At 40.9% G+C, this 21363-nt stretch carries 16 protein-coding genes; 12 read left to right on the forward strand and 4 right to left on the reverse strand.

From position 1 onward, the window contains the following. Positions 1-131 precede the first annotated feature (131 nt). From AC1EKB_RS00755 to AC1EKB_RS00770, 4 genes are all read left to right on the forward strand, one after another. Positions 132-824, forward strand: coding sequence for a hypothetical protein (locus AC1EKB_RS00755; RefSeq protein WP_415694703.1), 693 nt, complete (start codon positions 132-134; stop codon positions 822-824). 189 nt (positions 825-1013) lie between these two features. Then, complete coding sequence (glnA, locus tag AC1EKB_RS00760; RefSeq protein WP_004132594.1) at positions 1014-2351, forward strand: type I glutamate--ammonia ligase; 1338 nt, start codon at positions 1014-1016, stop codon at positions 2349-2351. A 418-nt stretch (positions 2352-2769) separates the two neighbouring features. Next, positions 2770-3726 (forward strand): nucleoside hydrolase, encoded by a 957-nt coding sequence (locus tag AC1EKB_RS00765; RefSeq protein ID WP_032839458.1) that lies wholly within the window; start codon positions 2770-2772, stop codon positions 3724-3726. A gap of 142 nt (positions 3727-3868) precedes the next feature. After that, complete coding sequence (locus AC1EKB_RS00770; RefSeq protein ID WP_481248560.1) at positions 3869-5272, forward strand: MFS transporter; 1404 nt, start codon at positions 3869-3871, stop codon at positions 5270-5272. A 118-nt stretch (positions 5273-5390) separates the two neighbouring features. On the opposite strand, the gene hrpA is transcribed toward AC1EKB_RS00770, so the two are convergent. Then, entirely contained in the window at positions 5391-9473 is a 4083-nt protein-coding gene (hrpA, locus tag AC1EKB_RS00775) for an ATP-dependent RNA helicase HrpA (protein ID WP_481248561.1), read from the reverse strand. A gap of 28 nt (positions 9474-9501) precedes the next feature. Then, positions 9502-10242, reverse strand: coding sequence for a class I SAM-dependent methyltransferase (locus AC1EKB_RS00780; protein ID WP_415694707.1), 741 nt, complete (start codon positions 10240-10242; stop codon positions 9502-9504). Between the two features lie 169 nt (positions 10243-10411). Between AC1EKB_RS00780 and hflX the strand changes: the two genes are divergently transcribed. The 8 genes from hflX to AC1EKB_RS00820 all read left to right on the forward strand — a co-directional run bounded on the left by hflX (position 10412) and on the right by AC1EKB_RS00820 (position 18248). Beyond that, positions 10412-11881, forward strand: a complete 1470-nt coding sequence (gene hflX / locus AC1EKB_RS00785; protein WP_415694764.1) for a GTPase HflX — start codon at positions 10412-10414, stop codon at positions 11879-11881. A gap of 130 nt (positions 11882-12011) precedes the next feature. Further along, entirely contained in the window at positions 12012-12974 is a 963-nt protein-coding gene (locus tag AC1EKB_RS00790) for an L-lactate dehydrogenase (protein WP_004130300.1), read from the forward strand. 165 nt (positions 12975-13139) lie between these two features. Beyond that, positions 13140-14486: a SufS family cysteine desulfurase gene (locus AC1EKB_RS00795; RefSeq protein WP_481248562.1), complete on the forward strand. Its 1347-nt coding sequence runs from the start codon at positions 13140-13142 to the stop codon at positions 14484-14486. Positions 14487-14514: 28 nt separating this feature from the next. Further along, the gene (sufU, locus tag AC1EKB_RS00800; RefSeq protein ID WP_481248563.1) at positions 14515-15174 is read left to right on the forward strand and encodes a Fe-S cluster assembly sulfur transfer protein SufU; all 660 of its coding nucleotides are present in this window, start codon (positions 14515-14517) and stop codon (positions 15172-15174) included. Positions 15175-15251: 77 nt separating this feature from the next. Continuing rightward, a complete protein-coding gene (locus AC1EKB_RS00805) occupies positions 15252-15725 on the forward strand; it encodes a metal-sulfur cluster assembly factor (RefSeq protein ID WP_481248564.1) in 474 nt (157 codons plus the stop codon). A gap of 13 nt (positions 15726-15738) precedes the next feature. After that, on the forward strand, positions 15739-16419 hold the full coding sequence (locus tag AC1EKB_RS00810) for an HAD family hydrolase (RefSeq protein ID WP_481248565.1): 681 nt from the start codon (positions 15739-15741) through the stop codon (positions 16417-16419). A 277-nt stretch (positions 16420-16696) separates the two neighbouring features. Further along, the gene (locus AC1EKB_RS00815) at positions 16697-17317 is read left to right on the forward strand and encodes a type IV toxin-antitoxin system AbiEi family antitoxin domain-containing protein (RefSeq protein ID WP_481248613.1); all 621 of its coding nucleotides are present in this window, start codon (positions 16697-16699) and stop codon (positions 17315-17317) included. Then, entirely contained in the window at positions 17310-18248 is a 939-nt protein-coding gene (locus AC1EKB_RS00820) for a nucleotidyl transferase AbiEii/AbiGii toxin family protein (RefSeq protein ID WP_415694713.1), read from the forward strand. The genes AC1EKB_RS00815 and AC1EKB_RS00820 overlap by 8 nt, the downstream gene beginning before the upstream one ends. A 91-nt stretch (positions 18249-18339) precedes the next feature. Here the strand turns inward: AC1EKB_RS00820 and AC1EKB_RS00825 are convergent, their stop codons facing one another. Together AC1EKB_RS00825 and AC1EKB_RS00830 are read right to left on the reverse strand one after the other, a co-directional pair. After that, entirely contained in the window at positions 18340-18993 is a 654-nt protein-coding gene (locus tag AC1EKB_RS00825) for a DUF4125 family protein (RefSeq protein WP_415694714.1), read from the reverse strand. Positions 18994-19102: 109 nt separating this feature from the next. Beyond that, positions 19103-21178 carry a DUF4037 domain-containing protein gene (locus AC1EKB_RS00830; protein WP_415694715.1) on the reverse strand — a complete coding sequence of 692 codons (2076 nt, stop codon included), beginning with the start codon at positions 21176-21178 and terminating at the stop codon, positions 19103-19105. Positions 21179-21363: the final 185 nt, after the last annotated feature.

Consider the following 21363-nt stretch of genomic DNA (forward strand, 5'->3'; position numbering starts at 1 on the left):
TAAAGCTAATCGCGTAGAATATTCTTAGAGTGATTTAGAGTGATTTTAAGCGTTTTAAGAAGTGATCAAGATAAGTAAAGCAAGTAAAGATAAGTAAAAACAAGGTTTTGTGATTTAGAAGGTGGAAAAATATGTGTAAAGATAACGACGATTTGAATAAAAACAATAACGTTAGCGATAATAATAATGGCGTTAATGGCAATAATGGCGTTGGTTCTAATGATTCTAACGATGTTCGTACTTCTTTTACCGATAAAGAACTTGAAGACGCATTGCTTGGTTTTGAAAAAGAGTTTAGCGAAGAGCAAAATCGTGATTCAATCGATGATGCTGTAAAAAAGATTGAGCAAGCAGATTTTGAAGAAGATTTGCAAGGTCTGCTTGGAAAAAAGGCAAAGTGCGCGCTGTTCTTAACAGCTATAGAGCCAGGGGAGCTTCTTGCATGTTTTTGCAAAATGGCTGGAGTTAATGCGGATTGTTTTAACGACGAAAATGGGGGAGTGGCAGTTTTACGCGATTTAGACGAAGACAATCCAGAAAAATCAGTTAAAAAATTTACCGACTATTTTCGCGGAATGCCTGCTATTTTAATGGTGAATCGTGCTAATAAAATCGATGCAAAAATCTACGAATATAAGCAAGGTGTTTTAGATGCTGTTCCACCTATGATTCTTGCAATGTCTGCTAGATGCGTTGAAGATCTTATGATTTGCTACTCAAGTGTTAAAGATCTTAAAGAATCTGGGATTGAAGTTACAAGTACAGATGATTTAAGCGATGATCAAGCAAAAGAGATTTTTTATAAATATGGCAAAAAGATGTAGTCTATGTTAAATAGATTGCTACTAGATTGCTATTAGATTGTTACATTAAAAATAAGTAAATTCATGCTCATAAAGCTAAATAAAAGCGAAAAGTAAGAGATAATATAATAATTAGTCTCTTAAATATTAGTTAAAGAGTATGAGAGAAAAAACATATAGTTACACACTTAAATTGATTGGACTGTAGATATGGATAGACAGCAAGAATTCGCTTTGCGTACAGTTGAAGAGCGTGACGTTCGTTTTATTCGACTATGGTTCACGGATGTTCTTGGAACGCTTAAATCGGTTGCTATTGCTCCAGCAGAGCTTGAAGCTGCGTTTGAAGAGGGTATTGGCTTTGACGGTTCTGCGATTGAAGGCATGACTCGTGTTTTAGAAGACGATATGATTGTTAAGCCAGATCCTTCGACTTTCCAACTTTTGCCATGGCATGGCGGTCCAGAAGGTACGGCACGCATGTTTTGCGATGTTTTAACGCCAGATGGTGAGCCGTCTCTTGGAGACCCTCGTCACGTTCTTAAAACTGCGCTCGCAAAAGCTAAAGAAAAGGGCTTTACTTTTTACGTTCATCCAGAAATTGAGTTTTACTTATTTGAAGCGCAAGACGATTGGTCTAAAACACCTGTCCCTATTGATGAAGGTGGGTATTTTGACCACGTTCCAAGAAGTTCGGCAATGGACTTTCGTCGTAGTGCTGTGAGCATGCTTGAACAGATGGGTATTTCTGTTGAGTATTCTCACCACGAAGGCGGCCCTGGTCAAAACGAGATTGACTTAAGATATGCAGACGCTCTTACTACTGCAGATAACATTATGACTTTCCGCACTGTTGTTAAGGAGATTTCTCTTGAGCGCGGAATGTATGCCAGCTTTATGCCTAAGCCGCTTACAGATCAGCCTGGTTCTGGTATGCACACGCATCTAAGCCTGTTTGAAGGAGATTCCAACGCTTTCTACGAGGCTGGTCAAGAGTTTAATATGTCTCTTATTGCGCGCCAATTTGCGGCTGGTATTTTGCATCATGCTGCAGAAATTTGCGCTGTTACAGATCAATACGTTAACTCTTATAAGCGCTTGTGGGGTGGAGCGGAAGCTCCTAGCTATGTTTGCTGGGGTCATAGCAACCGTTCCGCGCTTTTGCGTGTGCCTCAATATAAACCAGGCAAAGGCAATTCTTGCCGTATGGAGTTTCGCGCGCTTGACCCTGTTGCGAATCCATATCTTGCATACTCTGTTTTGTTGGCTGCTGGTTTAGATGGCATTGAAAAGCAAATGACTTTGTGTGATCCGACTAGCGACGACGTTTGGGAGCTTACGGATGCTGAGCGTCAAGCTATGGGCATTCAGCCTCTTCCTGAGTCTTTGGATGAAGCTTTGAAGATTATGGAGAAGTCTGATTTTGTAGCTAGCGTATTAGGTGAGCATGCGTTTGAATACTTCTTGCGCAATAAGCATAAAGAGTGGGAAGAGTATCGTCGACAAGTAACGCCTTACGAACTCGAGAAATACTTGCCTAGACTGTAGGTTTTTGCGTTTAGTTTGTGTTGACTATTAAATCGCGCGATGTGCCGTGGTGGCGTGTCGCGCGTTTTATTTTTAGGTTTTTCTTTGATTATTTTTTAACATTTTTCACAAAATTTTTTAGATTGTTATATTTGAATGTTTGTGTTTGAATGTTAGTTTTTAAGTATAATCTAAACGTTTGTTTATTTAATTTAACTTTTGCTTGCGATTGGAACATTTTATAACAAAAATCGCAAACTATTGCACAATAGAGAAACAATTATATGTCTAAAATTATCTAATTGTAATGTTGATTTTCAAAATTATGTGGATAGAATTTTTGCTTGGTTGCATTTGAATAATTTTGAAAATATTCGTGCAATCCATGATTTACAACGACTGTAAAATCATGCCAAATACACAAAGGGAGGTAACTCAAGTGAAGAAGCTGATTCTTGATCTTGATACTGGTGTTGACGATACTCTCGCTATATCTTATGCTCTTGGAAGCCCAGAAATGGAGCTTATTGGCATAACTGGTACGTATGGCAACGTTTTAATGGAGCAAGGTGTTCGTAATGCGCTTGCAATCACAGACTTACTTGGGCATCCAGAAGTAAAAGTTTATAAGGGACTTTCGCACGCAAGCACAAAAGATTCGTTTGAAGTTCTTCCAATATCTGCATTTATTCACGGAGATAACGGAATTGGCGATGTTGAAATTCCAGATTCTCCTCGCAAAGCAGAAGATGAATCCGCTGTTGATTTCATTATTGATTCTGTAAAGAAATATGGCAAGGATTTGGTGTATGTTCCAACAGGACCAATGACAAATATTGCTGCTGCATTGAAGAAGGCTCCAGAAATCAAAGATGAGATTGGCAAGATTGTTCTTATGGGCGGCGCGCTTACTATTCATGGAAACGTAAACGCTTGGACTGAGGCGAATATATCTCAAGACCCAGATGCTGCAGATGTACTATTCCGCTCTGGTGCTCCAGTAACAATGATTGGTTTGGATGTTACTTTACAGACTTTGCTTACTTACAAGGAGACAAAGCAGTGGCGTGACCTTGGCACAAAGGCTGGCAAGTTCCTTGCAGATATGACCGATTTTTACATTAAGGCATATGAGACTACGGCTCCGCACCTTGGCGGATGCGGCTTGCATGATCCTTTGGCAGTGGCTGTAGCTGTGGATCCAACGCTTGTTACAACGCTTCCAATCAATATGCAAGTGGATGTTGAAGGTCCAACTCGTGGACGCACAATTGGAGACGTTACGCGCTTGAATGACCCTGTTAAAACAATGCAAGTTGCTGTTGGCGTTGATGTTCCACGATTCTTGAACGAGTTTATGACGCGTATTTCTGGCTTGGCTAAAATTGCTGGCTGAGTGTGGATTTCATGCGTTTTTAATTCCGTTTTAACTACGCTTTTTGTTGTTCGACACGCCGTAAATCGCAACATTTTCCGCAATATACGACGTGCCTTATTTACCAATGTAGAAACTAAAAATATTAATTGATTGGATTATTATGACTGAGATTGCAAAATCTAGCGCGGTAGACCCATACGAGGATCCAAAAACCCGCGACAAAGTGGCGATTTACTCGCTAATTTTACTTCTTATAACCTTTATTCTTGGAACATTGTGTTTGCAGGGATTTAATCTGGTATTCGATCAGATTGGTAAAGCTGTTGGTGCTCCTAATCAAGCTTCGCTTATTACGAGTTTGCCAATTATTGTTTTAGGCATTGTGTGCTTTATTTACGGCTCTTTGGGCGACTTTGTGTCGCTTCGTAGACTCATAACAATCGGACTTGTAACATTGTTTGTTGGATCCTTGTTCGGTTTTATTGCAAACTTCTTCTTCACTCCAAACTTGTGGACTGTTATTATTGCGCGTATTTTACAAACAGCTGGCGAGCAAGTAGCAGGTTCTTCATTCCTTGTTATTGCAACTAAGTATTTGCGCAACGATCTTAAGGTAATTTTCTTTGGACTCTTTACTGCAGCCTATCAGCTTTCTGCTTCTATTGGCGTATTTGCTGCTGGTCTTTTAAGCTCTATCGCTTGGCAATATTTGTTCCTTATTCCTGCAGTAACCATTCTATTCCTGCCAGTACTTGTTAAATGCTTACCAACTAAGAACGGTATTGGTGGAAAGATTGATAAACTCGGCTTTACAGTGTTTGGTATTGCTGTTGCATTGCTGACTTTGTTCTTCTCTTACAAAGCTTGGGGATTGCTACTTGGATCCATCGTGCTGTTTGTTGTATTCGCTGGATACATTATGAGGGCAAAGAACCCGTTTGTAACTCCTGCATTCTTTAAGAATAAGCGTTGGCTTTCGGGCATTATTTTGATCTTCATCTTCTACTTTACTAACTATTGCATGCCTCCAATTTACAATGTTATTGGTGGAGCTTTGTATCATATGAGCACTGAGGCAGTTTCTTCCTACCTTGTATGGGCATTTGTTGTAGCAGCAGTGTTTGGAACATGTTCTGGAGCAATTATCGGTTTCATTGGACGTAAAGCTGGCATTATTACAGCTGCTGTTCTTATGATTCTTGGATGGGTCGGAGCTGCTGTATTCATCAATTGCGGATTCCTTGTTCTAACTTTGTGCGCATGCGTTTACTACGCTGGTTGCGGACTTATGTATTCACCAATCGTTTCAACGGTTCTTAGCGCATTGCCTGTTGAAGAATCGGGTCGTGGATGCGGTATGAACGATTTAGTTATGAATGTTACAGCATCAATCGGTATTTCCATTTTCAGCGGTTTCTTTGGCGGAAACTTGCTAAAAGGATTCTCTTTTGCTGGAATCCAAGGCTTAGGTGCAGGTTATTCTAACTTGCTTATGATGGGCGCTATTGTAGCCTTTATTGGCTTAGTAGTTTACATTGCTCGTAGCCTTATGGTTAAAGAGTAATTATTATTTACTCAATATGTTAGTGGTCACTATCTTGCAGTCATCTTTGGCTGCGTGGATAGTGACCACTTTTTTGTAGTCTTATGCCGCGCATTTTTAAACTAACATAGTTTTTACGCTAACATAGTTTTTTCATGCGCTGAATACTAATCGGGTATGCTGTTCCAAGCTCTTGCGCCCAAAGAGAAACGTAGAATTCTTCGCACATCCACTTTAGTTTTTGTGCTTTTTCTTGAGCCTCATCTCTATTAGGTCCTGCAGGCAAGCTTTCTGCTCTCTTTTGAGCTTCTAACACAAGCTTTTGAGCTTCATCTGCCTGCCAAGCCCATTGAACATCTCGATTTTTGTCTGACTTAGCTTTGTTAAGTCGAATCAAATCCGCATGTAAGTAGCGCTCTATTGAAGTAAGTGCGCTAGAATCTGCTTTTGCAATGAATCCAGGAAAAACAAGCGAAGATGCGTGTTCTTTAATCGATTGAAGAACGCTAAGCATTGGCAAGTCGGCTTTGCCGCTAACAGCAGACTCGACTTTAGCAAATCGCTCCAAAATAGCAATAACACTGTGCGCAACACTATAAACCGTGTCTTCGTAAACTTCGGCAATATTTCCAACGGCTTCTTTAAGCTCAACATCGTTAGTAATTTTTTGCGTATTTGGTATAAGTCGCTTAATAGCTGCCATTTGCAAATCTTGAGCCAAATCTTTAGAAGACTTATAAGGTGCAGAAGCAAGTAGCAAAGCCTCGCTTCCGAGCCATCTAGATGTAATGCGCTTATCGTCTAAAATAAGCATGTTAAGCGCGCCTTGCCAAACCATTTGAGATCTAGAAAGATTAGTTGCACCAGACTTGTGTAATAAATCTGCTCGCTCAACAACATTTCCGGCCTCTGCTGCTTTAATTGCCTTGCTGTTAACAACATTTAACGCACACTCTTGAGCTGATTTTGCAAAGCGATTCTGAAGGCTTATTAGCGACTTGTCTGTTCCTAAAACAGTAGGCTTAATACGCTTGTTGTTTCGATTATGCGAGTTGTTTTGATTAGGTTTGTTTGGATTAGATTTCTTTTGCTCAACGCTAAAAGTTACGCGCAAATAAGGAGATAGCCGTTGCAACTGTTCATCGCTTAAAACTTCTGGGTGGATTTGCGCTCCAACAACACTAATCGCAGCTTTAGTAAAGACTTCGCTAAAATCTTGCCAAATAAAATCTTCTTGTGGATTCTCGTTTATTCCTGGAAGATAATCGTAGTTTTCGTCAATCCACTCGCGGATTTTACGAGCAGTATCTGGAGCTGGCACGAATTGCACGCGCAAAGTCTTAGGAAGAGACTTAATCATTCCAATAATCAGCTCATCTAATAAGCCTGGCACATTCCAAGTAAACTCTTGAGGCTTAAGTCGCAAAAGAGCATGAAGCGGAACGTGTACAGTTACGCCATCTAAAGGATTATGCGGATCGTAAATGTAGCTTAAGCGCAAATTAATTTTCTGGCCGTCTGTTCCAATCGTATGCCAAGTATCGGGGTAGTCTGCTAAATCAGTGTCATTTGCGTATTGCAAGCGCTCAACACAATCTGGGTTAAAATCAAGAAAATGCGGATCTTGAAGCCTGTAATTTTTCCACCATTTAGCCAAATCTGCAATGGTCGTAGCTTCTTGAGGAAGTTTATTATCGTAAAAAGTAAACAAATCCTCGTCGTTTACGGTTTCGCTTGCTTGCCTAGTGCGATTTGTTTGATTATCGGCATCGTTCAAAACGTTAATATTTGAGGAGATAAAATCGTTAAATGGAAAACGCTGTTGAACGTTTCCTTCGACTAAGCCTTGACGAATCATTAACATTCGAGATTCGTAAGGGTTGATTTTAGACCATTGAACAGTGCGATTTTGCACAATAGGCAAGCCGTACAAAAGCACTTTCGATTGAGCGATTGCTGCACCTTTGCTTGCGCTCCAATGAGCATCTAAATATGTTACGCGAGTAAGATTCTTAGCTAAAGACTCCGCCCAAGCAGGGTCGATTTGCGCGCAATACCTTGCCCAAAGTCTAGAAGTTTCAACCAATTCCGTACACATAATCCATGAAGGAGTTGTTTTAGAAACAGATGAAGATGGGAAGATTGCAAACCTTGTGCTTCTAGCGCCTTGATAATCGTTTTTTGCCATTTTTTGAGCGCGCTTAATTGCGCGAATTTTGGCTGTTCCGCGAAGTCCTGCAAAATCCGAAGCTTTAGGCTCGCGAATAACTTGCATGCCAATCATAGAAAGCAAGCCAGAAAGCATAGAAGAGTGGATTCCTTGATAATCCCAAGTGCAACAAAGACTGTGAGCCGCTTGTTGATTATTTGGCAATTGGCGGATTTGCAAAGGTGCGCGTTTAATTGGCAGCGCTTCGCCAACATTATAATGAAGTTCTTTGCATAAATCTTTAAGCTGATTAACTAAATCTTTCCACTGTTTTAGGCGTAAAAAGTGGAAAAATTCCTCCTTGCAAAGTCGCCTTAGTGCGTTGTTGCTGATTTCGCCATCTGCCTGGAATATGCGATCCCAAATATTCAATGCTGTTAAAAAGTCACTTAACTCGTCTGCATAACGATTGTGGAGCCTATCTGCTTCGTCGCGCTTGTCCTCTGGGCGCTCGCGCGGATCTTGCAAACTCAAAAATGCAACAATCACAAGAATCGCAGCTAAAGTATTAGGCGTAGTGTTGCGCGCAGCTTCAATAATCATGCGGCCTAAACGAATGTCAATTGGAATATGACTAAGCTCGCGGCCAATTCGAGTCAAGCTTATAACACCTGATTTTCTGCTTATTGCGCCAAGCTCACTAAGCTCGTTAAAACCATCGCTCACAGCCTTAATATCTGGAGGATCAATAAATCCAAAATTCGTTATATCTTCGCCAGTTTTAGCAACTCCAACAGAAAGCATGTGCAAAACAACAGCACCAAGTGAAGTGCGCAAAATCTCGGGATCGGTAAAGCGTGGGCGAGTATCGTAATCTTCCCTAGAGTACAAGCGAATAGCAATTCCATCTGCAATTCGCCCACAACGGCCAGAGCGCTGATCCGCGCTTGCTTGAGAAATAGGTTCTATAGGAAGACGCTGAACTTTAGCAGACTTAGAATAGCGCGAAATTCTAGCAAAACCAGGGTCTACAACGTAGCGAATATCAGGCACTGTAAGAGAAGTTTCTGCAACATTAGTGGCGATTACAATACGCTGATGAGTGTGATGCTCAAAAACGCGATGCTGGTCTTTAGAAGAAAGACGCGCAAAAAGTGGAACAATCTCAATGGCGTCACTGCGATTCATGTCGCTTGTGCGTGTACCGAAATAAGAACGCAACGATGCTTCAAACTCGCGAATATCGCGCTCGCCAGAAGCAAAAACCATAATATCTCGCGCGCCTTGAGTGTGGTTTGAATGAATCACAAGTTGAGCGCATGCGCGAGTTACAGCAGAAGCAATGTCTTCATCGCAAATATCTCCGCTTTGCGAAAAACTAGAAAGACTTTGGCTTTGCGCAACGCTTTCATCGTCCATAGCAATATCGGCAAAACCTGGAACATGCTTCATAAGCGAAGGCGCGCTTCCAAGCGGCTCGTAAAGTACGCGCACGGGGTATGTTCGCCCGGAAACCTCTATAACAGGAACTTTAATGTGTAAAGCTTGCTCAAAATGGTCTTTGAACTTTGCAGAATCGATTGTTGCAGAAGTAATAATAAGCTTTAAGTCTTTGCGCTTTGGCAAAAGAGTTGTTAAATATCCAAGCAAAAAATCAATGTTTAGGCTGCGCTCGTGAGCTTCGTCAATAATAATCGTGTCGTAGCGCGTAAGAAGTGGATCGCGCTGAATTTGAGCAAGTAGAATACCGTCTGTAACTATGCGAAGCTTTGTTTTAGATGAGCTTTCGTCGTTAAAACGCACTTGGTAGCCGATTTCTTCGCCAAGCTTAACACCCATTTCGCTTGCGATTCGCTCGGCAACTGTGCGCGCAGCAAGCCTGCGAGGTTGCGTGTGAACAATTTGCTTTCCGCGACCGCCTCTGCCAAGTTCCAAAGCCATTTTTGGGATTTGAGTGGTTTTGCCAGAACCAGTTTGACCAGATACGATTATAATCTGCGACTCTTTAATAGCTTCAATAATCTGATCGTGTGCAGAACAAATCGGCAGTTTACTAGGATAGTCAAAGTTCATATTCAATCCTGTTAAATCTTGCTAAATCCTATTTTCTTAAGACTTCTATAATCCTGTATCCCTTAGAACTTGCGTATTTTTCAACGCTAAAATCTTCACCAAGATTTTTAGAAAGCCAAGGGATTAAGGAGTCGGAACCAAGATTTTTTTGAACAACCAAATAAGCAGCTCCACCAACTTTTAATCGAGGAAGCCATGTTAGCAAAATATTGTGCAAAACGTCTTTTCCAACGCGGATTGGAGGATTTGACCAAATAAGATCAATGTTTTTTTGTGCGTCCTCGCTTTGTGTATTTTCCTGTAGCGCATTTTCTTTTAGTTCTTTTAGCGCATCTTCTACAAGATAAGTGTGAATGTTATTTAATCCAGCATTTTTTGCATTAATATTAGTAAGTTCTAGAGCGCGCTCGTTAACATCTACTGCGTAAATTTGCGCATTAGGGGATTCAAAACCTAAAGCCAAACTAATAGCGCCCCATCCGCAACCGATATCGAAAAATCGCCCATTTTCTGGGGGTTGTGGAGCGTGCTTAAGAAGAACTGCAGTTCCTAAATCAAGTTTAGAAGAGCTAAAAACTCCGTTAGAAACTTGCACGCTAACTTTGTGACCGCGCAAATCAACTTGCAAAGTCCGTCTTAAGTCTAAAGAATTTGGATTAGCGGAAAAATACTGTTCGCCGCTAGTTTTAGATTCTTTAGTATTCTTGTTTGTTTTAGTAGCATTAATGCTGCTCGTCTTTTTAGTTTTATTAAAAGTGTTAATAGCCATTTTAGTGTTGCGTTAAAAATTATGTCTTCTAGATTCACAATAATAAAACAAACGTTGTAAATCGTGTATTAACAAGGGATTTAGCGTTAGTAGTTAAAGCAAAATAGCAAAGGGCATAGTTTTGGTAGATACTTTAGCAAACAGCGATTTGGCAAGTGGTGATAATAATATGCCTGAGTATAAAAATGAGCATAAAGACGTTCTTTCAGGTCATAGTGAAGTTCTGCTAGACAATGCAAACGCTGGATCAAGCCTAGAAAGCAACGATGAAGCTTGGCAAGAGCGCGAATCAAGAAACGCCTTAAAACGAGTTGCTGGCCTTGGAGAATTACAAGACGTAACCGAAGTAGAATACAGAAAACTAAGGCTGGAACGCGTTGTTTTAGTAGGCGTGTGGTCTAGCGCTCGCGGAACTTTAAGCCAAGCAGAAGAGTCTCTTAGAGAGTTGGCCGCTCTTGCTAAAACCGCTGGAGCAGTAGTGTGTGACGGCATGTTGCAACAAAGATATAGGCCAGATGCAGCAACGTATGTTGGTTCCGGAAAAGCGCGTGAACTTGCGGCGGTTGTGGCGCAAAATGATGCGGATACGATTGTTGTAGACGACGATCTTCCACCAAGTCAGAGAAGAGCTTTGGAAGATGCCACTAAAGTCAAGGTTGTAGACAGAACGGCTGTTATTTTAGACATTTTCGCTCAACATGCAACAAGCAGGGAGGGAAAGGCACAAGTCGAGCTTGCTCAGCTTCAATACATGCTTCCGCGACTTAGAGGTTGGGGTGCTGCTCTTTCTAGGCAGGCTGGCGGTCGCGCTGCAGGAGACGCAGGAATAGGCTCTAGAGGCCCTGGCGAAACAAAAATCGAGATGGATAGGCGCGCAATTAGGAATCGAATTTCAAAATTGCGTCACGACATTGCGTTAATGGCACCGACTCGCGAGACAAAGCGCGGATCTAGGCGTCGTCAAGATATTCCAACTGTTGCAGTAGTAGGGTATACAAATGCTGGAAAATCTTCGATTATAAATAGGCTTACTGGCTCTAAGGAGCTTGTAGAAAATGCGCTTTTTGCTACTTTGGATACTGCTGTTCGAAAGTCTTTAACTAAAGATGGTCGCGCTTATACGCTTGTAGACACGGTTGGTTTTGTGCGAAGGCTGCCAACTCAGCTAGTAGAAGCGTTTAAGTCCACTTTGGAAGAAGTTGGCCAAGCAGACGTTATTTTGCACGTTGTTGACGGTTCTCACCCAGACCCTGTTTCTCAAATTGAGGCAGTTAACGAGGTTTTAGCTCAAATTGACGGTGTGGAAGATATTGCGCAAATTATTGCGTTTAATAAGTCGGATGTTATGCAAGAGCCAATGCGTTTGCGCTTGCAATCGTTGTACCCTGATTCTTTAATTGTGTCTGCTGCAAGTGGAACAAATATTGACCGTTTAAGAACGCGCATAGAAAATTTGTTACCTTCACCACATGTTCATGTTAAAGTTAGGCTTCCTTATAGTGATTATTCTGGATCTTTGCTATCTAAAGTTAGGGAAAATGGCATTGTAAAATCAGTGGAATATAAGGATTCTGGCATAGAATTAGATGCTTTTGTTGGAGATTCTTTGGCTGCAAAACTTATGCAAATTGCGTTTTAAGCAAAACTCCTTAGGTGTGATTAAAGTAAAAACTGTTCATGCATATATCTCTATTATTAGAGCAGCCCTTATATTTTGAGTTATTTATTAGCTAGAGGGTTGATTCGGTTTGTGGAAAAGGGGTTTTCTAATGGTGAATTCTCAGGTTAAGCCAACAAAGCTTGCGATTATTGGTGCTGGCGCAGTAGGTTCTACGCTTGCGTTTGCTGCTGCTCAGCGCGGTGTTGCTCGTGAAATTGTGCTTGAGGATATCGCTAAGGAACGTGTTGAAGCAGAAGTGCTCGATATGCAGCACGGTTCTAGCTTCTACCCAGCTGTTTCTATTGCTGGCTCCGACGATGTTGAAATTTGCCGCGATGCCGATATGGTTGTTATTACTGCTGGCGCTCGTCAAAAGCCTGGCCAGACTCGCTTGGAGCTTGCAGGTGCAACCATCAATATTATGAAGTCGATTATTCCTAATGTTGTTAAGGTTGCTCCAAACGCAATTTACATGCTTATTACAAATCCTGTTGATGTTGTTACGCATGTTTCTATGAAGCTTTCTGGTCTTCCTGCTAATCAAATGTTCGGATCTGGTACAAACCTTGATTCTGCACGTTTGCGCTTCCTTATTGCTCAGCACACTGGTGTGAACGTTAAGAACGTTCACGCTTATATTGCTGGCGAGCATGGCGATTCCGAAGTTCCTCTTTGGGCTTCTGCAACTATTGGTGGTGTTCCAATGTGCGAGTGGAATGCTCTTCCAGGTCATGAGCCATTGGATGAAGCTAAGCGCGAAGAGATTCATCAGGAAGTTAAGAACGCAGCTTACAAGATTATTAACGGTAAAGGCGCTACAAACTACGCTATTGCAATGTCTGGCGTAGATATTGTTGAGGCTGTTCTTCGCGACACCAACCGCATTTTGCCAGTTTCCTCTTTGCTTGAAGACTTCCACGGAATCTCAGACGTTTGCATGTCTGTTCCAACTTTATTGAACCGCAACGGAGTAAATTCTCGCTTGAATACTCCAGTTTCGGATCGCGAGCTTGCTGCTTTGAAGCGTTCTGCAGAGACTCTTCGTCAAGCTGCGGCACAATTTGGATTCTAATTAGCTTTCTGCTTTATGATTTAAGCTTTTAGGCTTTTATGCTTTTAGGCTTAGCTGTTCGTAAAGCGCTAATTACTAAGATTTAAGTCTTGAAAGTCGCTCCTTCAATCATTGTTTTGGGGGAGCGGCTTTTAAGTTATAAATTTGATTAAAAGGTGATTTTGAATGTTTAATCATAAAAATCTTGATACAGACTTTGCGCTAATGCGCGATTTTGAAGATTTACGGTCTCAATTTCCGATTTTAAGTCGCAAAGTGCATTCAAAACCCTTGATTTACTTGGATTCTGCAGCAACTTCTCAAAAGCCGAAAGTTGTAATTAATGCCGAAAGCGAGTTTTATAAAACGATTAATGCTGGCGTGCATAGAGGAGCGCACGAGTTGGCAGCGCTTAGCACAGTTGCGTTTGAAGAAGCGCGAGCAAAGGTTGCAAAACTCGTTGGTGCTTGTAGCAAAGAAGGCAGCGAAGAGATTGTTGTTACGCCTGGCGCTACAGGCGCGTTGAATCTTCTTGCAACTTCTATTGGAAACGCCACTATTAACGCTAAGCTAAATCGCTCTGGTTTTGCGGAAGATAACTTAACTTTGTGCAATCATTTTGTGATTAATAGGGGAGATAATATTGTTGTTTCTCGCGCAGAGCATCATTCCGTTTTATTGCCATTCCAAGAGCTTGCGATTCGATCGGGTGCGGAGCTTCGCTGGATTGATGTAACTGAAGATGGACGATTGCGCGCGGACGCGGATTATTTGAGCACTGTTATTGATGAGCGCACTAGAATCGTTGCAGTTACGCATATTAGCAACGTTACTGGCGCGATCACGGATGTTTCGCCGATTTGCAAGCGTGCGCACAAGGTTGGTGCGATTTTTGTTCTTGATGCTTGCCAGTCCGTTCCGCATATTACAGTTGATTTTCACGCGTTAGACGTTGATTTTGCAGCGTTTAGTGCTCATAAAATGTACGGTCCTACAGGAGTTGGGTTTTTGTATGGCCGCCGCAATCTTTTGAACGCTCTTCCGCCTGCTAATTTTGGGGGGTCTATGGTGGAGCTTGCGTGGCTTAATAAGTCGGCGCAATATATGGAAGCGCCTTACCGTTTTGAGGCAGGAACTCAGCCAGTTGCGCAAATGGTCGCTGCAGGAGTGGCTGCGGATTGGCTTCGCGAGTTGGGCATGAATCGAGTTGCACAGCATGAGCAGGAACTTGCCGCAGAATTGCTTAAATTGCAAGATGTTCCAGGGGTTCGCGTGCTTGGACCACTTGATTTAAGCAACCGTATTGCAACGGTTTCTTTTGAAGTTGAAGGCGTGCATCCGCATGACGTTGGCCAGTTTTTGGATGCGCAAGGAATTGCGATTCGCGTTGGGCATCATTGCGCTCAGCCGATTCATCGCCATTTTGGCGTGTACGCTTCGAATCGCGCATCTGTTGGAGTTTATAACACAATCGAAGAAGCTCGCGCGCTTGTGGAAGCTGTTTGCCATGTTCGCGCATATTTTGGCGCATAGTCGTAATATTTTAATGCAAGGAGAGCGTATGTTTGATATGAGTTTTGATGACGCTAACGGTGTAAGTAGCGACTTAGAAAGCATGTATCAAGAAGTGATTTTAGATGCTGCTAGGAATCCGCACGGAAAAACACATTTTTTAAGCACAGAGAGCCTTTCTAAAGCAGAGATGCAGGAAGAGAAAGTTGAGGAGGCTTCGGATAAGTCGCCAGCAGCCGATGAGTTTAAAAACGATTCTAATATAACAATTACAAATCATCACGAAAATTGTGCTGTAGAAACTGGCAAAAACTACGCATTTGGCGAATCTCATCAATTTAACCCAACTTGTGGCGATGAGGTTACAATGCATGTGGAACTTGCTAAAAATGCTGACAATTCAAGCAATGCGCTTATTAAAAGTATTAAGTGGGATGGCCACGGTTGCTCAATCTCGCAAGCGAGTCTTTCGATTATGGTTGATTTGGTTGAGGGGAAAACCGTTGCGGATGCCTTGCGATTGGCCGCTCTTTTCCACAAGCTTATGGAATCTAGGGGAGTTGGATTAAAAAGCGAGCAAGACGAGGATGATTTGGAAGATGCGATGGTTTTTCAAGGCGTTTCTAAATATCCAATGCGAATCAAGTGCGCGTTGCTTGCGTGGGAAGGCTTAAAAGACGGTATTGCAAAGGCTATTGAGGATTTATAAAATCGTATGTAGCTTTATAAAATCGCGTTGTAACACTTAAAAAAATCGCGTTGTAACACTTAAAAATAAGGAACAAGATGGCAGAAAATCAAGCAGAATCAACTCTTAGCGCAAACAATATTGGTCGCGTAAGCGAGGAAGATATTCAAGAGGCTTTGCACAATGTTGTGGACCCAGAGCTTGGTATTGATGTTGTTGACTTGGGGTTAGTTTACGGGATTGAGATTGATGAGCTTGGGCGTGCAATTCTTACTATGACGCTTACAACACCTGCTTGCCCGCTTACAGATTTGATTGAAGACGAGTGTGCGAGTGCGCTGGTTGGACTTGTAGACGAATTTAGGATTGATTGGACTTGGAAGCCGCGTTGGAGTGTTGAAAATATTACGGAAGATGGGCGCGCGCAGCTTGAGGCGCTTGGTTATAATTTGAACAATTTGCCTGCTAGCTTTGGGGCTGGGGTTTCTGGCGTTGGTTCTTCTGGTTCTTCTGTAGCTCCTGGCGCTTCTGGAATTTCATCCTATGTTGGCGGAATTTCGCCAACCGAATAATTTAGGATTTTTAATGGTTTGTACAGAAGATTTTTTGCCTAATCGCAATGATTTTAAGAATAGTGACGATTGCAAGAATAGTGACGCTTATTGCGATTTATGCGCGCAAAAAATTGTTGAAAACGGCATAACAGATGTTGTTTTTGACTTGCATCTTCTTGTTGATTGGGATTCGCGGCGCACGTTGGGCTCAGATTACCCAGATTATATTGGCGAAGTTCTGTTTAGTTACGAGCCAGAATGGGGTTTTGAGTTTCACGAAGCTTTGCGAGAGGCTGCATGGAGCAGCCAGCGCGCACTGGAATCGTTTAGCGAGCATCACGGACCTGCCGTAACATGGCTTTATCGCCTGTATTTTAAGAATTTTTCACGCGGATTTTTAGGGGAGCGAGCGCGTTTTGCCTCTTTTGCTCGCGATTTGATTGCAAAAGGTGTGCGCGTTTGGGCGCTGGGAAATGCTTCGCAAGAGTGGATTGATTGCGCGCGCGAAACTTGCCCAATACTTGGCGAGATAAATGGCGTTAGTGCATCTTGCGAGTCTCATTTGCGCAAACCGAATATTATGATTTATCGGGATTTTTTGAGCAAAAATGGTTTGAGTGCGTCTTCTACTGTTTTTGTTGAATCTGATTTGCGTAGCTTAAAAACTGCGCAAAGAGTCGATTGTGTATTTGCAAAACTATTCACACTGTAATAAAACTATTCACACTATAGTTGCCTCAACATTTGTAAATATTTATCAATAGTTATTTGAATTTGTCAATGTTTGTCAACAGTGTCAATACTTGACTTATAAACATTTGTTATTTTTTACGTTTTTCAGTCCTAAATAATCACCTATATGTAACTTTTTAGCTGCATTTACTTGCAATTGTGCGTTATTTTTATAATAATAAAGCACAAAAGCAAGTTTTTAATAAGTGTTTGTTATCTATAAAATGATAATTTTTTTAATAGGTTGGTCTGCATTGGTGAAAGTAATAGCGAATCAAAAGAGAACGAATATTAGTGCGATTAAAGGAATAGTTAGGAAAAATAACGGTATTGTTACTGCAAAAGAAATTTCTTCTGCAGGAATAGACTCTTGGTATCTAACTAGCATGGTCAAAAATAATGATTTGGAAAGAGTTGCTCGCGGAGTGTATTTCGATAGCACTTCAAATAATTATGATGAACTTTATTTTTTCCAACTTCGTAATAGAGCTTGCATATACTCTTACCAAACTGCCTTGTATTTGCATAATCTTACAGATCGCATGCCGTTTATAAACGAAGTTACGGTATGCCAAGGATACAACACGTGGCGCATAAAAAGTGATGTTGAAGTGCATCGAATTGAGAAAAAATGGTATAGAATTGGTATTACTCAAGTGCGTACGGTTATTGGTAATTATGTGATGGTTTATAATATGGAGCGCACTATCTGCGATTTGGTTAGAAATCGTAGGCGCCAGGATTCAGAGATATTTGGTAAGGCTTTGCGTGCGTATGTGAGAAATCCTAAGAAAGATGTACATAGATTGCGCGAATATGCCAAAAAATTTGGTATTCTTCGGCAAGTTGACGATATTTTGGAGATTCTCGATGAATAACAATAGTAATAAAAGTATTGCAATTAGAGATAGTGTTACTCAGCGTTTGCGTAACAAGTCGCAAGAACTTAGCTTAGATTACAACACTTTGTTAAGTAGATATTTCTTTGATGAGTTTTTGAAGTTGCTTGCAAAAAGTGAGTATAAAAATAATTTCGTCTTGAAAGGCGGAATGCTTCTGAGCTTTGTGCTTGGAATTGATAATAGATCAACCCAAGATATTGATTTTTTGATTAATGGTTTAAAAATGGAGGATTCTTATTTATTTAATATTATTAAAAGTGTTACAGCTTATGATGAAAACCATGATGGTGTGTGGTTTGAAATCAACGATTCTATTGATTCTATTAGACCTGAAGATGAATATGGTGGATATCGTTTTCATATAATCGGTCATTTAGATAAAATTAGGTTTCCTTTTTCGGTTGATATAGCTACTGGAGATCCAATGTATCCAGAAGTTAAAGTGGGAAAATATTCTACTGTTCTTGGAGATGATATAGATTTGCAAATGTATCCACTTGAATCAGTATTGGCTGAAAAATTGCAAACCATTCTTTCTAAGGCGGAGAGTAATACAAGAAGCAAAGACTTTTACGATATTTACGCAATTATGAATTCGCTGAATGCGTCTAATAACGGGAATTGTGGAGTTGCTATTTCGTATTTAGCCGATTGTGAGTTTGTGAATCAAATTAATGAAAGTATTGATTTTAGTGTATTAAAAATTGCTATGTCACTTACTTGCAAGCATAGAAATACGTATTTTTCAAAAGTAAAAGCATGTGAAATACTTGAATGTATCTCATGCGATAGTGCTGTAATCGATAGATGGAATAGATATGCTAAGAAGCATCAGTACGCGAAAAGTGTAAATTTTGAAGATGTTATTTCCGCTATCTCAAAACTAATAAATCTTATGCTTGATTAGGTTTTTTTTAGCTTTGATTTTGTAGCTTGCTTTTGTGCTTCATATTTTCATAGATAACGCACAAAAGCAAGTTTTTTTATAAGCAAGTTAACTAGTGTGCGCATTCGGCCGAATCGAGTGAGTCATAGCCATACATGTGCAAAGTATTCGTAATAATCATTTGCGTAAGATTTAGATTTTTTGCCGTTAAATCTTCTATAAAAGTTTTATATTTAGCAAAAGTTTCGGCAGAATACGTGCTTAATTCTCCTCGCAAATATGTTTCAAAAGACGTATTTTCTGCTGTATCTTCGCTTGTTTTTAGAACGCGCATTGCAATACCTAAATGCGTGTAGCGATTGCGAAAATCATCTGCCCATTTAACTTGCGTTAAAATAATCTTCTCTTGCTCACTTTTTCTAGGCTCTAAAATCGGCTTAATATAAGGCTTAATCGTGCGTTCAAAAATCTCTGGCGCAGTAGACTCCATCATTCTTGCATATTTTTCTGTTATCAAATTTCTACCATCGCTATTTGCGCGCTCAAGATCTTGCCTATAAGACTCTTGCAAGTCAAGCGGCCATGCCAAAAACTGACTCATGCGCATAATGTGGAACGTTTGCCAATCTCCTTGGCAATTTGCGCGCCCGCCTTCGTTTTCTGTAAGCTGAAATTGCTGCCATTCTAGTCTTGTAATTTCTTCTGCAATTGTGTGATTTTTGCTGTCTATTTGCGTTATTTGCGCGTTGTCTTCTTTGCTAATCATTTTTAATCCTATCGATTTTAGTTCTAGTAATCTTTTATACTATCTCCGATTAGGGTTTGCTGTGTTAATCTAGCTTTTCGAATTTCACGAGTTTTAATTTTCGCGAGTTTTACAAGCTATGCAAGCATGCATCTTTTTGCTTAATATGTGCTTCAACATACGGGCGCTGCCATTCTAAAAACGTTTCGCCGCAATTGCTTAAGCCTTGATATTTAAGCTCTTCCACTACTTCGTTGCACACGTTTTGAATAATCTCGTTTATTTTAGATTCGGCTTCGCTGCTTCCTTTTGTGCCTTCGCCAAATCCGATTCCACCAAAGCATGCCGCGGAGCTTAGTCGCATAAGCGATTCAAGCTGATTGCACACGTTTGAAAGTCTAGACGCCATTCGCGCGCTGAGCTTGCGTAAAGCTGCAAATTGCCACTTATAATATGGCAAATATCCCGTACTTATTGGGTTATTTAGAAAAAATACGATTGACGCGCTTGCATGCACAAACTCGTTTATAGAAAGCCATGCTGCAGCTCCGTCTTTTCGCGCTAGCATTCGTGGAACATTGTATTGGCCTGCTTGAGCCATCATGCCAAGCCTTCTGGAGATTAGTGAGATTCGCACATCGTCTGGCATAAGCTTAAAACTTTGACGCGTTTTGCTAAATTCTCCAAGTGGGTCTGCAAAAATTTGGCCATTCGTAGCTGCAGCAAGTGTTGACTCGTTTAGCGAAAGCCACAAATACGGCTCGTCTTGGCTTGGCGCGGCGGAAAATCCTGTTATGTTTTCAAAAAACTCAGATGTACTAAATACTCCGACTCGCTTACTGCTTTCACATGATTTAGCGCGTGGAGTTTCTTCGCGAGAACCAAAACCAGCAAATTCTTGCGGCAAATCGTTGTAAGCTGTTTGCAAATCCTCGCCAATTTTCGCATAGTCTTCATCTGTAAGCCATAAGCAGAATCCTGGTCCAAAATCGTGGTCTCTAGAAATCTCGTCGTCAAATCCGTAGCATTCCGATCCGTGACCAACTAATCCTGCAGCTATGCGGTTTTTATAGTCCCTAAATTCTTCAAGTTCAAGCAGCGGCTTTCCGTAAGTTTGCCAATATTCTTTTGCAAGTTGCATGCCGTTTTTGATTTTTGGGTTATCTTCTGCTTTTATAGTTCTGCTTGATTTTATAGTGTTATTTAATTGTATGGTTTTATCTATTTTTATGGTTTTATTTGACTCTGGCTGTGTCTCATCGGTTGCTGGCGACTTTTCCGCATCACACCGAATCGCATCCGCCACGCCAGTCTCCGTAAATTTTTCTGCTGCCTTCTGTGATTGCTGTAGATTTTCCAACGTAATCGCATAGGACTCGCTATCTTTTCCGTAACATTGTGCTATTAAATCAAGCGCTTTACTGTATGCGTCTACAGAATCGGAATACTCTTTTCGTGCATATTGAACTTGCGCATATCCTGCCAACGCAGAAGCGTAGTGCGGTTGATTTTGGTTGTTTCCTGCAATGTACATGCGAATGCTGGTTGAAGCATGTTCAAAAGCAGAGTTAAGAGTTGCAGATTTGCTATTCGTGCTTTCCCTAGGCTGCGAGCACTCTTGCAAAATCGCAAGCGCAATATTCGTGTGAGTTGCTGCTATATCTATGTCTGTTGAAGGATTGATACTCGATTTTTGCAATATATCTAATGCTTTTTCAAGCTGATCTATTGCCTCTTTAATTTTGCCTGTTTCGCTGTAAAGCATTGAAAGATTGTTGTGAAGGGCCGCGAGCTTTCTATCGTTTGGTTTCAGTGTTTTCGATGATTCTTTAAGAGCTTTAGAATATATTTCTGTTGCGCGCTCATAATCGCCAGCTGCGCGAAGACTAGTAGCAGCGTTTATAAGCGTTGTTGTGCCAGCTTCACTGCCTGCTAGTTGCATTTTATTTGAAAGTTTTAGCGCATTATCAATGATTTGCTTGTTTTTTGCGTATTCTCCTCGAGACCTATAAAATCCCATCAACTCGTTTAACACAGATAGTTGCAATGCTTGAGCGTTTGATTCTTCTTGGTTTGTTGTTTCTTGGTTTGCTTTTGCTTGCGATTGGTTTAGAGCGTTTAGCAAATATTTTTCGATTTCTTGCGCGTTTGCGTGATTAGCAAACATACTGTCTAGTTCTTTATACAATTGCGAAACGCTTAACATTTAAGCCACCTTGCTTCTTGCGATTTAATTCCGTTTTACTCACTACTCAATCATACAGAGTTATGCGTTTATACAGAGAATTACGCGTTTATAAGAGTGTTGTAATGCATGCGAATCCTGTTTTATTTTTTAATGATTTGTGATAAAGAAGATATTTTCTAACTTATTTCCTGATTTTTCTTTCA

It is taken from the genome of Gardnerella sialicivorans subsp. sialicivorans, assembly GCF_056746795.1.